At 48.4% G+C, this 15705-nt stretch carries 14 protein-coding genes; all 14 read left to right on the top strand.

Translation table 11 applies throughout. The features are described from left to right. The first annotated feature begins 38 nt into the window (after window positions 1-38). The 14 genes from prfB (at window position 39) to C7382_RS03075 (ending at window position 15642) form a co-directional block, all read left to right on the top strand. Window positions 39-1155, top strand: a protein-coding gene (prfB, locus tag C7382_RS03140) for a peptide chain release factor 2 (RefSeq protein WP_116678863.1) whose coding sequence is annotated in 2 segments (ribosomal slippage) — window positions 39-101 and window positions 103-1155 — 1116 coding nt in all. Because the reading frame shifts where the segments join, the coding sequence is not laid out codon by codon here. A 74-nt stretch (window positions 1156-1229) separates the two neighbouring features. Then, window positions 1230-2546, top strand: coding sequence for a UDP-glucose dehydrogenase family protein (locus C7382_RS03135; protein WP_116678862.1), 1317 nt, complete (start codon window positions 1230-1232; stop codon window positions 2544-2546). A gap of 23 nt (window positions 2547-2569) precedes the next feature. Continuing rightward, window positions 2570-3613: an EpsG family protein gene (locus C7382_RS03130; protein ID WP_116678861.1), complete on the top strand. Its 1044-nt coding sequence runs from the start codon at window positions 2570-2572 to the stop codon at window positions 3611-3613. Window positions 3614-3634: 21 nt separating this feature from the next. Further along, complete coding sequence (locus tag C7382_RS03125; RefSeq protein ID WP_116678860.1) at window positions 3635-4639, top strand: glycosyltransferase family 2 protein; 1005 nt, start codon at window positions 3635-3637, stop codon at window positions 4637-4639. Between the two features lie 38 nt (window positions 4640-4677). Next, complete coding sequence (locus C7382_RS10280) at window positions 4678-5814, top strand: glycosyltransferase (RefSeq protein ID WP_116678859.1); 1137 nt, start codon at window positions 4678-4680, stop codon at window positions 5812-5814. Between the two features lie 24 nt (window positions 5815-5838). Next, a complete protein-coding gene (locus C7382_RS03115) occupies window positions 5839-6708 on the top strand; it encodes a glycosyltransferase family 2 protein (RefSeq protein WP_116678858.1) in 870 nt (289 codons plus the stop codon). Window positions 6709-6816: 108 nt separating this feature from the next. Next, on the top strand, window positions 6817-7950 hold the full coding sequence (locus tag C7382_RS03110; RefSeq protein ID WP_116678857.1) for a TlpA family protein disulfide reductase: 1134 nt from the start codon (window positions 6817-6819) through the stop codon (window positions 7948-7950). 77 nt (window positions 7951-8027) lie between these two features. Next, entirely contained in the window at window positions 8028-8636 is a 609-nt protein-coding gene (locus C7382_RS03105; protein WP_116678856.1) for a sugar transferase, read from the top strand. A gap of 99 nt (window positions 8637-8735) precedes the next feature. Further along, complete coding sequence (locus C7382_RS03100) at window positions 8736-9890, top strand: DegT/DnrJ/EryC1/StrS family aminotransferase (protein ID WP_373763540.1); 1155 nt, start codon at window positions 8736-8738, stop codon at window positions 9888-9890. Then, window positions 9887-11206 carry a lipopolysaccharide biosynthesis protein gene (locus C7382_RS03095; RefSeq protein WP_243405642.1) on the top strand — a complete coding sequence of 440 codons (1320 nt, stop codon included), beginning with the start codon at window positions 9887-9889 and terminating at the stop codon, window positions 11204-11206. The genes C7382_RS03100 and C7382_RS03095 overlap by 4 nt, the downstream gene beginning before the upstream one ends. Beyond that, entirely contained in the window at window positions 11157-12782 is a 1626-nt protein-coding gene (locus C7382_RS03090) for an asparagine synthase-related protein (RefSeq protein WP_116678855.1), read from the top strand. The genes C7382_RS03095 and C7382_RS03090 overlap by 50 nt, the downstream gene beginning before the upstream one ends. Before the next feature lie 342 nt (window positions 12783-13124). Next, window positions 13125-14273, top strand: coding sequence for an iron-containing alcohol dehydrogenase (locus C7382_RS03085; protein WP_116678854.1), 1149 nt, complete (start codon window positions 13125-13127; stop codon window positions 14271-14273). Between the two features lie 228 nt (window positions 14274-14501). Beyond that, complete coding sequence (locus C7382_RS03080) at window positions 14502-14909, top strand: hypothetical protein (protein ID WP_116678853.1); 408 nt, start codon at window positions 14502-14504, stop codon at window positions 14907-14909. Window positions 14910-15036: 127 nt separating this feature from the next. Continuing rightward, complete coding sequence (locus C7382_RS03075; protein ID WP_116678852.1) at window positions 15037-15642, top strand: DUF4254 domain-containing protein; 606 nt, start codon at window positions 15037-15039, stop codon at window positions 15640-15642. Window positions 15643-15705: the final 63 nt, after the last annotated feature.

The raw sequence follows: 15705 nt of genomic DNA, 5'->3' as shown, positions 1-15705 counted from the left end.
GACGAAGAAAAAACAAGCATATAACGCAATAGACAATAATGATCACTACAGACCAACTGAGCTCTCTGTTGGAGCGCCGCGATGCGCTGAGGGGGTATCTTTGACGTCGATAACCGACGCATACAACTCGAAGAAGAAGAACTAAGGACACAGGATCCTACCTTCTGGGAAGACAACAAACGCGCCGAGGCTCAGATGCGCAAGGTGAAAGACCTCAAGAGCTGGATCGGTTACTACGATGCCATCGACACGGCTGCCGAAGAGGTGAAGCTGGCTTTTGAATACTGCAAAGAAGGCATCTCCACCGAAGAAGAGGTGGACGAAGCCTATGCGCACGCCATCCGTCTGATAGAGGAAGTGGAGCTGAAGAATATGCTCCGATCCGAAGAAGATCACTTCGGTGCTGTCCTTAAAGTGAATGCCGGCGCGGGCGGCACCGAGAGCCAAGACTGGGCTTCCATGCTGGTGCGCATGTACCAACGCTGGGCCGACAAACAGGGTTATCAGGTGACGATAACCAACTGGCAGGATGGTGACGAAGCAGGCATCAAGACCGTAACGCTGCAGATAGAAGGCAATCTGGCATACGGATTCCTCAAGAGCGAGAACGGTGTGCATCGCCTGGTACGCGTGTCTCCGTACAACGCACAGGGCAAGCGCATGACCTCATTCGCCTCGGTATTCGTCGTACCCTTGGTGGACGACTCCATCGAGATAGAAATCCAAGCAGCCGGCATCAGCTGGGACACATTCCGTTCGGGAGGTGCAGGAGGACAGAACGTCAATAAGGTAGAGACGGGCGTGCGCCTACACTATAAATATAAGGACCCCGAAACGGGAGAAGAGAAAGAGATCGTCATCGAGAATACGGAAAGCCGTACCCAATATGACAACCGCGAGAACGCCATGCGCCTGCTACGCTCGCAACTCTACGAAATGGAGTTGCAACGCAGACGAGCGGCAGAAGCCAAAGTGGAGGCGGGCAAGAAGAAAATCGAATGGGGTTCGCAGATCCGCAGCTATGTATTCGACGACCGTCGTGTAAAGGATCATCGCACCAACTACCAGACGAGCAACGTCAACGCTGTGATGGATGGCGACATAGACGAATTCATCAAGGCCTATCTGATGGAGTTTGCCGAAAGCGAATCCTAAGCAATACTTGATCTCAGAAACGAGAAGGTAAAAAAGGGGTTAACTTTGTAATCAAGCCATTTAATCAGGGAAAGATGGATATTGCCGTTGTCGGTGTCGGTTATGTGGGTTTAGTCAGTGCCACCTGCTTTGCAGAGCTGGGGGCGCATGTGCATTGCGTGGACGTAGATGCACGCAAGATCGAGCAACTGAACCAAGGGGTTATCCCTATATACGAGCCCGGGCTCGAAAAGATGATCGCCCGCAATGTGACAGCCGGCAGGCTGCGCTTCGGGACGGAGATCAGCAAGGCCATGCCCAAGGCCGAAATCGTATTCATCGCCGTCGGCACACCGTCAGACGAAGACGGCAGTGCAGACCTGAGCTATGTAATAGAGGCTGCGCGCAGCATCGGTCGCTCAATGACCCGATACACCTTGGTCGTTACGAAAAGTACCGTTCCGGTAGGCTCATCTGAGATGGTGAGGAAGGCGGTACGGGAAGAATTGACCCGACGCCGCTTAGACATCGACTTTGACGTGGCTTCCAATCCGGAATTTCTGAAAGAGGGCAATGCCATAGACGACTTTATGAAGCCGGACCGCGTAGTCGTGGGAGTGGACTCGGACAAGGCTCGCGAACTGATCACGAGCTTATACAAACCGATGCTTCTGAACAACTTCCGCGTCCTATTCATGGACATCCCTTCGGCTGAGATGACCAAGTATGCGGCTAATGCCATGCTGGCTACTCGTATCAGTTTCATGAACGATGTGGCCAATCTATGCGAACGCGTAGGTGCGGACGTGTCGATGGTGCGGCTGGGTATCGGTTCGGACTCCCGTATCGGCAGCAAATTCCTCTATCCGGGCTGTGGTTATGGTGGTTCCTGCTTCCCCAAGGATGTGAAGGCACTCATCAAAACAGCAGCCGACAACGGATACAGAATGGAAGTACTGGAGGCTGTGGAGAGCGTGAACGAGAAGCAGAAAAACGTCCTATTCGACAAATTCTCAGCCTACTATAACCAAGACATCCAAGGCAAACAGGCTGCCATCTGGGGGCTGTCGTTCAAACCCGGGACCGACGATATGCGCGAAGCTCCTTCGTTAGTGCTCATTGAGCGACTGCTGGAGGCGGGATGTAGGGTCAGAGTCTATGACCCTGTAGCCATGCAAGAGGCGGGCGCGAGATTGGGCGACAGAGTGGAGTATGCGACCGATATGTACGATGCCGTAAAGGGAGCTGACGCGCTCTTCCATGTGACAGAGTGGAAAGAGTTTAGAATGCCGGACTGGACTGCCATCCACAAAGCCATGGCTACTCCCCTGATCATCGATGGCCGCAATGTGTACGAGGTTCCCTCAGAAAGAGGTTTTGTCCTACTCAATATAGGCTCGTCCTCCATATAATAAGACTTAAATCCCGTTGGAAGATGCTGCCATACTTCGTCTTGTTTCTTTTACTTGCAGTGCTCTTTATTGCAGACTACTACGATAAACGCTTCAGACCGTTCGTCCTTTCCGTAGCCGCAATAGCCCTAATCGTATTTTCAGGAAGTCGAATCGGGATGGGAAGGGATTATGCCCTCTACGAGGAAGCATTCCAATATCCCGAAGGGCGAACTGCACTTTTTTTCGAATTGACTTGGCAATGGATTAACAAAGGGTTTCATTTACTCAATCTCGACTTCCACTTTTGGCTTCTATTCACAGCAGCCATAACTATCCTATTGATGTTTTACGGCATGAAGAAGATGTCTCACAACATCATCGTGTCGATCATTGCATTTGTTTTGATATATCGTGGCTATTTTGAAACAATGAATCTGATCAGGCAATATGTTGCCATGTCTATAATATTTGCCTCGTTCCCGCTATTCCTTTCCCAAAAACACATCTACTTTTTTTCCCTTATAGGCATAGCGGCTCTTTTTCATACCAGTGCTTTGTATATGTTAGTATTAGTGCCATTAACGGCCAAAAAATTAAACACATCTACAATGGTAGGACTCCTGATTGCGACATTGATATTCGGGGCACTGATCCTAAACTCTATCACGGAGTATGCTGTCTCGGCATTACCGGAGAGATATGGCTTCTATATAGAAGAACAATTTACAGCAGCAGGCTCTTCTTCGGGTATCTACCAACTATTTCTAAACATCACAGCCATATTTTTTGCAATCATTCAACCCACAGTAGAGAAGAAAGACAAGAAAATCGCTCAGTTCATCCTCCTCTATGTAGCCTCCATCTGCATATACAATATGACAATTTGCTTCGAAGTGGGAATGAGACTTATGTTCTATCCTTTTATCTTCATATTCATCCTGATCCCAAACATCTACACACTGTCAGACAAAAAATGGCAGAAAGTTGCAATTTCAGCAATTTTGATTATGTTCTCACTCTTCATGTTCAAAGATCTCAGCAATCCGATGGAACCCTACATTACATATAAATCAATACTTTTCTAAAAAAACAATTGCATCACTGTTATGACTACTCAAGCACCATTAGTTAGCGTACTGATTCCATTATACAATGTGGAAAGATTTGTTGAACGCTGTTTGAACTCTGTTTTTTCGCAAACATATTCAGCTCTCGAAGTAATCATTGTAAATGATGCCTCTCGCGACAACAGCCTCGCAATCACGGAAGCCACAATCAAGTCAAACAAGAAAGAAGACATCTGCATTGTAATATCGCATCCACAAAACATGGGACTTGCCGAAGCCAGAAAAACGGCCATACAGAAATCCACAGGGAAGTACCTTTTCTTCCTTGACAGCGATGACTATTGGCATAGTAGCAATTACATACAACAGTGCGTGGAAAAGCTCACAGAATGCAATGGACAGGTATTAATTGCAGACTATATTGTTGATTATCCCAAGAAACAAGTATACCATTCCCAACAACCAGCCTCAAACTCTGGTAAACTCTGTGCACATGCACTTCTCAGAGGAGAACTACAGGGCTTTCTGCACAATAAGTGTTTTGAGAGCGAAAACTACAAACGCAATGCCCTCGAACACAAACAAGGACAAAACATGCTGGAGGACTTGCGCTCTATTTTCCCACTGTTCTTGCACACTGACCGTATTGATTACCTACCAAGTCCATCAATCCATTACGAACAGGGGAATGAGAACTCATACATCTACTCCATCAAAATTGACAGTATCAAGCAATTGTTTTCTGCAATAGATGACTGCAAAGAATATGCGACCGATCTTTTGGGACCTGATGAGTTCAAACAAGACTTTGAGATAGCATACCTGAATGCCGCAAAAATGCTCTATGACAAAGCACCATATAGTCAATACAGATTGATAAAGGGTCATAGACATTTGAGAGTTGAACAGATAGCATCAATGCACTACCATCCGCTCATCCGGTACAGATTTAGATGTCAGCTGTCAAACTCGCCTATCGTTAGTTATGTGGGTTATCTCTTATGCAGAATGGAGCGGAGCATAAAAAGGGCGCTGCGAAATTAACGCTACACATCCGGACATTCACAAAACAAACAGGATAAATGAAAACTATAGCCTATATAGTCAACAGTCTCATTCAAACAGGACCGATAATCGTCCTGCGAGATATAATTCGATATATTGACAGGAGCAAAATACGTCCTATTATTATCTGTTTACGACATGAAAGCGCAAACAATCCGATAATAGAAGAAATGAACTCATTAGAGGTCAAGTGTATATATCTCAACTATAGTCTATGGTTCTTAGAGTTTTTCACAAAGAAGGTTGCTGACAAAGTTTTGTCCATACTTCAGAAAGAAAAAGCCGACATCCTACATAGTCATTGTTATCATCCAGACCTGATTGCGGCCATACTCTCTAAGGATATAATGTGCATAAGTACTCTACACAACATATCCAAGGATGATTTTACCTTCTTGAAAGGATCAGTTGTCGGAAATTACATGAATATGCGTTACCTGCTCAACTTTCCTAGAATAGGGAATTACGCTGCAATAAGCAACATCGTGGCTGACTATTATACTTCTTATGTCAAAGGATCGAAACAAATACGCACGATATACAACGGGGTAGATCTGTCTCGATTCCAAATACCTGACAAAGGAGAGAAGCAACTCCTACGAAAAAGGATGAACCTTCCTGAATCGGGCAAAATATACGTAGTCGTAGGAAGACTCTTTTCACGAAAAGACCCATTGATCATTATTCGAGCATTTGTCTCACTTCTTAAAAGTTGCAGAATACCGAGAGATTGTTTTCTTTTTTTTGTAGGAGATGGTCCTCTAAAAACAATGTGTCAGAAAGCTATTGGGACAGAAAGCGACAACATCAAGCTGTTAGGGTTTCAACAGAATGTCCATGAATGGATTAGGGCTGCCGACTATAGCATCACTGCATCGCATTCGGAAGGTTTCGGATTAAATTATTTAGAGGCTATCGTTTGCGGTAATCCCGTTATTGCCAGCGATTTACCCCCATTCAGAGAAATCAGTGGTACAAACGCAAGAGAAAAAGATCTGTTCTTCCCTAAAGGGAACCAAAAAGAACTTGAGGATTGCATAATAAAAAGTCTTACTTATACGTTGCCTCAAGAAAGGGTTACAGCCATCAGACATCGTTTCTCTTCCGAAACAATGTCAAAGAGATATCAAGAACTCTACGAAGAACTACTTTGATAGAAACAATAATTTAATATCACTATGATTTCGGTTATTACCGCTTCATTGGTACTATATAAGAGCAACTCTGACACAATCCGAGATGTGATCCGTTCTTTCTTCTCTGATAGAATTCTGAACAAAAAACTTCTGCTCATTGACAACTCTCCGACTGATGAGTTACGATTCCTTCAAGAAGAAAGACCGGAGGATATTATCTATATCTTCAATAATAAGAACGTTGGCTTCGGCACTGCCCACAACATAGGCGAACGCGAAGCACAACGTTTTAATCCGGACTTTCATCTCATTTTGAATCCGGATGTTGTATTTGGCCCTGAGGTGATCCCTTCGATGGTAAAATACATGGAGCAACATCGCGACATCGGCCTAATGGTGCCTCAAGTCTATTATCCCGACGGGAAGCGTCAGCACCTGTGTAAACTCCTCCCTCGTCCTTGGGATGTATTCTTGCGTCGGTTCTTCCCCGTCAAGCCCTGCATCACAAGAACAAACGAACGCTACGAGTTACGCTTTTGGTCGTATGAGACCATTGAAGACATACCCTCACTATCGGGTTGTTTCATGCTAGTCCGAACAGATATATATAACCAAGTGGGAGGTTTCGACGAACGCTTCTTTATGTACGCTGAAGACTTGGACTTGTGCCGACGCATCGGACAAATTTCCCGCACGGTCTTCTTCCCGTCTGCCTCCATCACCCACGCCTATGCACGAGCTTCCTATCACGATGCACGACTGCTGAAACATCATATGACATCTCTCTTCCTATATTTTACCAAGTGGGGGTGGATATTCGATGCCGAACGCGATCGCATCAACAAAACCTGCATAGCTAACCTAGCACCGTCGAACCCCAAAGGGCATCAGCAATCGTCAAATAGGACATAAAAAAACAATAACTATGTAAACAAAAAGGTTAGTTAGCGTTTACAATCGGCTCCAAATTGATTTACATCATATACCTTTGCACCGCAAAACAACACTACCCCCTTATCCATGAGGATTAAGAACAACTTCTGGCTATATTTAGCGATCATCTGCCTTTTTTCGCTGAGCAGCTGTCGCAACAAAAACTCATTTGCCCTCAATGGCCATATATCGAATTGGTCTGACACAACTCAAGTATATATACTGAAGATCCTTGGCAATGACCTTTCTGTCTTGGATTCTGTGACGCCGGACAAGAATGGGGCTTTCAGTATCCAGATCGAAGGCGACTCGACGCTCAGCTTTTACCAACTAAGATTCGGGAAACAAATCATCAACTTCGCTGCTCAGATCGGTTCAGAAATCGGTATTCAAGCCGACGCGAAGAACTTCGGGACAGCATACTCGATTGAGGAGAAAGGGGAGGAGCGCAATGAAGACATCCAAAAGATTGCATTGTTGAAATATCAAACCGACCAAACCATTGATCAAATCAGCCGTTCTCTCCAAGAAAAAAAAATAAGTGCAGTACAATTTCAAGACACGGTGAGGACTGTCATTGAGACTTTCAAGACAACTTTACGCAACGATTACATCTTTCGTGATCCCAAATCACCGGCATCTTTCTTTGCCTTATTCCAACAAAAAGATGGGTTGCTGTACTTTAATGTCTATGATCCCACAGATGTCAAGGCTTTTGCTGCCGTTGCTACTGCCTATGAGACCTACTACCCCTCATCTCCTTACACTAAAGGCATTCGAGATATCTCTCTACTGGGACTGGCAGCCATCCGCAGAGAGAAAAAAGCACGAGACATCTCTTCTAAAGCAGAAGAAAGAACCATACCGGATCTAACGTTGATCGATCGGAACGGCACTCCCCGCCCACTATCGGAGGTGGTCAAGGAGAACAGCAAGGTGCTGATTTCATTTACATCCTATGAGGCTGAATGGTCTCCGGAATTGGTGAAAGATCTACGCTCCTTGTACAAAAAATATCATGGCACAGGATTCGAGATATACGAGATTTCTGTGGACAAGAATACATACTTCTGGCAAAATGCGGCAAGAACACTTCCTTGGATTACGGTTATCGATCGTGACGGCATGGCTCCTGCCCTCTTCAATATCAGCTCTCTACCCTCTTTTTTCATCTTCCAAGACGGAGAATTGAAGCGTTTGCATAGCATTAGTAAGCTATAAATAGAAAATAGCAACAAAGAATAATTACCTTTGTCGCCGCGATTCTTAATCTGAGGAAAGAAAACTGACACTGATTGATGAAAAGGCTATTCGATATTATAGCAAGTGCTTTAGGCTTGATCATTGTATCCCCATTGCTATTGATTGTAGCCTTGTGGGTCAAGATCGATTCCAAAGGCCCGGTCATTTTCAAGCAAAAGCGTGTCGGACGATACAATCAAGACTTTCTGCTCTACAAGTTCCGCTCAATGACCAATCAAAATTGGGGCGGTGAGCAATTGATAACGATTGGTAATCACGATCCCCGTGTCACTAAGGTCGGTTACTTCATCCGCAAATATAAAATCGACGAACTCCCTCAACTCTTCAATGTCCTCAAAGGAGATATGAGTATTGTCGGGCCGAGGCCATTGGTACGGCAGCAAGTGGAGCTATATCCCGAACTATATGCCAAGCTATTGACGGTTCGTCCCGGCATCACCTGTGAAGCATCCATCATCTATTCCGACGAGGATGAACTACTCGCCAAGGCCGATGATCCGGAAAAATACTTCGCAGAAGTGCTGATGCCGGAGAAGATCAGATTGAACACGCATTATGTGGAAAATCGAAGTTTTTGGCTGGATATGAAACTCATATTCCACACATTCCACTCATGCCCTCGGAAGAAACATCGTAAGACGTAGCAACTCCTTACAAAAGGCTGTGTCAAGGTATCGAACCTCGACGCAGCTTTTTTGCTTATAACGTATCCTCTCCGCACACTCTCACAATCCGATAAAATCATGTCCACCCACCAATCTCTTTCGATCGAGATGGTCGATCTCAAGAAGCAATACCTACAGATGAAGGAAGAGATTGATGCGGCTATCCAAAGGGTCATAGACAGCACGGCTTTTATCAATGGAGACGAGGTTCGCTCCTTCGCTGAGGAATTGGCAGATTATCTCAAGGTCAAGCACGTAATACCCTGCGCAAACGGAACAGACGCACTCCAGATCAGTCTGATGGCTTTAGGGTTGTCAGAAAGTGATGAGATTATTGTTCCCGACTTCACCTATGCAGCAAGTGCCGAAGCCATCGGCCTGTTGGGTCTAACGCCCGTTCCTGTTGATGTAGATCCCGCTACTTTCAACATTTCCCTTATCGAATGCGAGAAAGCACTTTCGGACAAGACAAAAGCCATCATCCCCGTACATCTTTTTGGTCAGTCCTGTGATATGGAGCCTCTGCGGAGGTTTGCCCAAGACAACGGACTCTACATGATCGAAGACAATGCGCAAGCTATCGGATGCGAATACACCTTTACAGATGGCAGCACGCACAAGACCGGCACAATGGGGCATCTGGGTTGCACCTCGTTCTTCCCGTCCAAGAATTTAGGTTGCTACGGAGACGGTGGTGCCATCACGACTAACAATGATGCCTTAGCCGAACGGGCACGTATGATCGCGAACCACGGACAGCGCATTAAGTACAAACACGAAATCATCGGTTGTAACTCCCGACTCGACTCTATCCAAGCTGCCGTCTTGCGTGTGAAGCTACAGCATTTGGACAGGTTCAATGCCCTCCGTCGCGAAGTTGCCGGCCACTACACGAAATATCTGGCCGATGTGGCATGGCTCAAAACTCCGACCCATATCGAGGCTTCAACCCATGTTTATCACCAATACACGATCCGAGTAACCGAAGAGGGGATGCGTGACGCTCTCAGCCGTCACCTGTCACATCATGGTATCGCTTCCATGATCTACTACCCCATCCCGCTTCATCGGCAACCGGCATTCGAACGCATTGCCCACCCCGTGGGGACATTGGCGAAGTCCGACAGCCTTTCTCGCACTGTCTTATCCCTCCCCATCTATCCTGAGATGGAGGTTGCACTGACGGATGCAGTCATCAATACAATCAAATCATTCGATCCCGCCCAACGATGACCCATACGGCAGAACAACCGTCTGCCCAACGCGGACGACACGCCATGGCCGTGAGCAGCATGAAGCTGATTGCTGCCGGCGCGATAGTACAAGGATTGTCCTTCCTGCTCCTTCCCGTTATCGGTCGCATCTACAGCCAGTCCGAGATCGGTCAGATTACCGTTTTCCTCTCCCTCGTCGGCGTATTGAGTATCATTGCGACAGGCCGATACGACCAAGCCACCGTATTGGCTCGATCTAAGGAGCGGTCACTCCTCTTGCTATTCTCGTCCCTGCGATTCAATCTGATCGTCTGCTCCATACTCGTCCCTGCAGTCCTCATCATCAATCCTTTACTGGCAGGCTCGCGATACAGCGCACAGCAGTACCATCTCTACCTACTCCCCCTCTTTGTTTTCTTTGCTGCGGGCATGGTTGCCCTGTTTTCCTGGGCCAATTCGCACAACCAATACGGACGGATGAGCCTGTCGCAGATCAGTCAGGGTGTGACCAATAGCGGATTACGGATCGGATTCGGTCTGCTCGGCATGGGATTCTGGGGACTACAGCTTTCTGCTCTGCTGGGAGGACTGATGAGCATCATACCATTGGCCTATCGTCGTTCCCTGTATGCCCAATACAAACGTCACATCACCCCCCGTCGTCTGCGCGTTGCAGCCGGCACTTATGCCAATTTCCCCCGCTACTCGCTCCCGCAAGCAGTCATTGATATTCTCTCCGGTAGTTTGGTATCCATACTCCTCCCACTCCAGTACCATGATGCAGTCGTAGGGCTCTATGGAATGGCTTATATGCTCGCAGGTCGCCCCATGCAGCTGATCAGCGACTCCCTCAGCCGTGTATGGTTCAGACGTGTCGCCGAGCATAAAAACGCCGACCAATCCTTCTACCGCCCCGTCAGACGCTTCACCATCATTTGGCTGTTGCTCTCGATCGTTGGTTCAGCCGTTCTCTTATTCATATTAGAACCCATTGTGAGTTTCGTTTTGGGTGAGAAATGGAGGCTTTGTTCACTGGTTATCATGGCCATGCTGCCGTATTTCATCTTCAATATGCTGTCCTCCGTTTTCAACTTCCTCCCCGACCTCTTCGGGCTGCAGCGCAAGTTTATGAGGATGCAAGCTCTGCTCCTACTCTTACAGCTCGTAGTTATTCTCGTGGGCACCCGTATGCTTGCATTCGAGGACTATATGTGGCTGCACTTCGGCGAGCGAGCACTCGATTCCTTGATACAGTTAGTATGGTTCCTCACTATCATCCGCACTTATGAAAACGGCCTCAGACTTCGTCCCTCCCATCCCCGTCAAGGAGATTGACGTTACCACAGATTATTCCGCCGGATACCTTTTCGATCACAACGATCACCTAACGACCGATAAGCTGCCGGCCTTTTTTCAAGCAGCATCGGGTTGGGATGATTTTCTCTCTCGCGCCCGCAACATTACGGGCGAGTGGGCAGTCGTGCTCCGTCGTTCCGATGGAGAGATATGGGCTGCGACCGACCACCGCTCTTCGCAGCGACTCTATTACCGCCCGTGCAAGGGTGGTATCCGTTTTGCCGAGAATGGATTCGCCTTACTGGACGAAGGAGACAATTGGGATGACGAGGCCGTTCTTTTCTTTTTGCGCTGGGGCTATACGCAGGGCGAGCGCACACTCATCAGTTCCATCTCAAAACTACCTGCCGGACATGCCCTGCGCTTCCGTCCCGAAGGCGGCATCACCCTCGAAGTGTACGACACCACTGCTCGTTATGCTCCTTTCGACAGCCACCAACTCTCATATCAAGAGGCCAAGGAAGAACTCAAACGCCGGCTCCTGCGTACCGGCGAACGACTCGTCGCACACCTCGACGGCCGCCCTGCCGTACTCCCTCTCTCGGGCGGATACGACTCGCGCATGATTGCCTATACGCTCCACAGACTGCAATACCCACACGTCTATTGCATCTCTTATGGTAAGGAAAACAATCCCGACAGTCGAAAAGCCGCCCAAATAGCTGCCCGACTCGGTTTCCCTTTCCTCTATATCAACAGTGTCAGCGCGGACTGCCTCGACTATACACACGACGAAGTGTTCTTGTCCTATATGCGTCACATGACCGGCCTCTCGTCCTGTTATTACTATCAAGAGTTCCAGGCTGCCAAGAAATTGGCCTCCGGCACAGCACACAATGGCAGCACTGCTTTCCCCTCCGATGCAGTAGTGTTGCCCGGACACCAAGGTGACGACCTCGGAGGATCGCAACTCATGACACGAATGCTCGGCCGCAAGCACCTCTCACCCGATCAATTATCTCGCATTCTGTACCGACACAAACAGCAAAATCAAACCTTCGACCCCAAAGAACGGGAGCGACTACTCTCCTTGCAAGCACATCTCTTCACTACCTACGTCGGTAGCCAATCCGCCTACCGCACCTTCGAGCAGTATATGCAGTGGGAGAACATTCCCAAGTATATGCTCAACAGCCAACAGTCGTGGCGTTACTTCGGCCTCGACACGGCCTGTATGCTCCTCGACAAAGAGCTGTTGGATTTCGCTTATTCTCTCCCATTCGAATACCGCTATGGGAAGCGCATATACGACGACGTTTGCCGAGAGCTCTATACCGAGAGCGGTATCGCCTTTGCCGACGACCTCGATCTCCACGGCATCATCACCTCCCCAGCCTATCGGGTCAAGCAATTGATCAAGCCCTTCGTCCGTCCTTTCCTGCCCCGCCACTCTATCTGGAAAGGCGACCTCATCGGCTTCGAGCGCATCATGCAACCGGTGTTCCGCGAAGTGACACAGGATGGTCGCTTCCACCCCACTTCTATCAACGGTCTTTCGTTCTGCTGGTATCTGCTCCAAGTGGAGCAACGCCTCGGCAAGCGACTCCCTCTCTGATCCACTCGCCCCTCTTCCGCTCATTCCAAAACGATCACACACCAAAAAGAAGCTGCGTATCGCACCTAAAAACATCGCGCATAATTTTCAGAGAAATGGCACCATTTCAAAAAAGATTACGCGCCAAATCGAAAAAATTTTGGCGCGTATTTCCACAGAATTTGGTGCCACATTTAGCCATCAGATGGCGCATAAATCGGAACTCTCCTCGCCTCCCCTTTTCATCCCTTGCCCATTTTTCGACAGCGCCGTACGTGGAATACGGGAGAATTTCGTATCTTTATAGCTGTTCTGCTCCCTGATATGGGATGCCGAACCATCGATAGAAAAAGCATATCACACATGAACAACTTCAAGTTTAAGAACCCTACCGAACTGATATTCGGACAGGGGATGATCAAGGAACTCCCCAAGCGCGTACCCGCAGGAGTGCCCGTATTAGTCACTTTCGGCGGAGGCAGCGTGCGCCACAACGGAGTGTATGAAGCAGTTAAGGAGGCTCTCTCCGGCTACAATATGGTAGAATTCTGGGGCATCGAATCTAATCCCAAGATCGAAACCCTGCGCCGTGCAGTGGCACTCGGCAAGGAACACAACTGTCAGTTCGTCCTTGCCGTCGGAGGAGGCTCCGTCATCGACGGTAGCAAACTCATCGCCGCAGCCATCCCCTACGACGGTGATCCCTGGGATCTCGTGCTCAAAGGCTACAGTCGCGACACCATCCTGCCGCTGGGCACCGTGCTAACCATCCCTGCTACCGGCTCGGAAATGAACAGTGGTGCCGTTATCTCTCGCGAAGAGACCAAGGAGAAGCTCGTCTTCCGCGGCAACTTCCCCGTCTTCTCCGTCCTCGACCCCGAAGTCACTTTCAGCCTGCCTCCGTATCAGATTGCGTGTGGTTTGGCGGACAGCTTCGTCCACGTCATGGAGCAGTATATGACCACTCCGGGCCAAAGCCGACTGATGGATCGTTGGGCAGAGAGCGTCCTGCTCACGATTATCGAGATAGCTCCGCTCATTCGTCAGAAGCCTCACGACTACGACCTCATGGCCGACTTCATGCTCTCCGCCACGATGGCGCTCAACGGCTTCATAGCTTTGGGCGTCACACAGGACTGGGCTACGCACATGATCGGGCACGAGATCACCGCTCTCACGGGTCTCACGCACGGCCACACGCTGGCCATCATCCTGCCCGGCACTCTGCGCGTGCAGGGACATGACCACAAGCGCGACAAGATGCTGCAGTATGCCGAGCGCGTGTGGCACATCACAGCGGGTTCTGAAGAGGAGCGCATTGATGAGGCGATACGCAGGACAGAGGAATTCTTCCGCGAGATCGGTCTCAAGACCCGACTGGAAGAGATGCACATCGGTACGAATGTAACAGACGAGGTAGAGCGTCGATTCGTTGAGAGAGGGGTAGCCTATGGCGAAGCACTGGACGTGGACGGCCCCATGGCTCGTCGCATTCTGGAGGCTTGTCAGTGAAATTTGTATGATTCGAGGATTAAACCGAGAACAAAAAGGTACATCAAACAGTTAGAGAACGGTGGCCGGACGGAGTATCTCCTCTCCTCAGTCCAATCGAGCATTGGCAACAAAGACGAGGGACTCCACCCAACAGCAATATGACAGATAAATAGTTTTCCTATTTTTGTGGCATGCTGTCTGATGGAAAAAGCCGGCAACATTTAATAAAAAACAAACAAAAACAAAATGAGAAAGATTGTAATTTCGGCCCTTATGGGTATCGGTCTTTTGGTAGGAACGACTGCCAATGCACAAGCAAAGAAAACCGTAGAAGCTGCCAAGACAGAGCAGGCCGTCAAGAAGCAAGAATGCGACAAGAGTAAGTCATGCTGCTCTGAGAAGGGCAAAGAAGCCAAAACCAAAGACGGCAAAGGATGCTGTTCTGACAAGACCAAACACGGCAAAAAGGGCGAATGCAGCAAGGCCGGCAAGGGCGAGTGCAAAGACGCCAAGAAGGGTGAGTGCACCCAAACCAAGGATGGCAAGAAGGCTTGCGACAGCAAGGACAAAGGCAAAGACGGATGCTGCTCCAAGTCTAAGGATGCCAAGGGCCAAACCACTTCTGCTAAGACTGATGTAAAGAAGGCGAACTAAATAAAAATCGCTTTTAGAACGATTAAAAAGAACCGATTGGGAGTACTTTTTTCTGAGTCTTCCAATCGGTTTTTTCGTACCTTTGCCTGCATAGTATTACAAACGATAATTAGTGGCAATAATCATTATGAGTATAAGTAAGTTGTGCAATCGGATTTTCGATGAGGCTATCAAGGCCTATAACGTTACGGATAGTGTGGACGCAGCCTGCAACAATCCCTATCCGCTACAGACCATTGAGCACTACCTCTTCCTGAAGAACTGGATAGACAATGCCCAGTGGCATCTGGAGGACATCATCCGGGATCCGAATATTGCTCCCGCTGATGCCTTGGTGATCAAACGCCGCATCGACAAGTCCAATCAAGACAGAACTGACTTGGTAGAGCTGATCGACAGTTATTTCCTTGACACTTACAAAGAGGTCAAGCCGCTCCCCGAAGCCACGATCAATACGGAGAGCCCCGCATGGGCGATCGACCGCCTCTCCATCCTCAAGCTCAAGATCTACAATATGCAACTGGCTGCCACACGTCCCGATGCGAACGCAGATCATCGTACCCGTTGCAACGAGAAGCTCCGCATCCTCATCGAACAGGATGGTGATCTCTGCACGGCTATCGACCAGCTGGTGGACGACATCGCTGCCGGTCGCAAGTACATGAAAGTCTATAAACAGATGAAAATGTACAATGACCCCACCCTCAATCCGATATTGCTGGGGAAGAAATAACACAGTCTTCCCCGCTCCTCCGGAACATCACAGCTTCCCCGCATTTCATAAAAGCATATCCTC

The organism is Porphyromonas loveana (genome assembly GCF_003096695.1).
Classification (GTDB): domain Bacteria; phylum Bacteroidota; class Bacteroidia; order Bacteroidales; family Porphyromonadaceae; genus Porphyromonas; species Porphyromonas loveana.
Note: the sequence above shows the minus strand (reverse complement) of the source record. Positions and strands in the feature narration are given on the sequence as shown.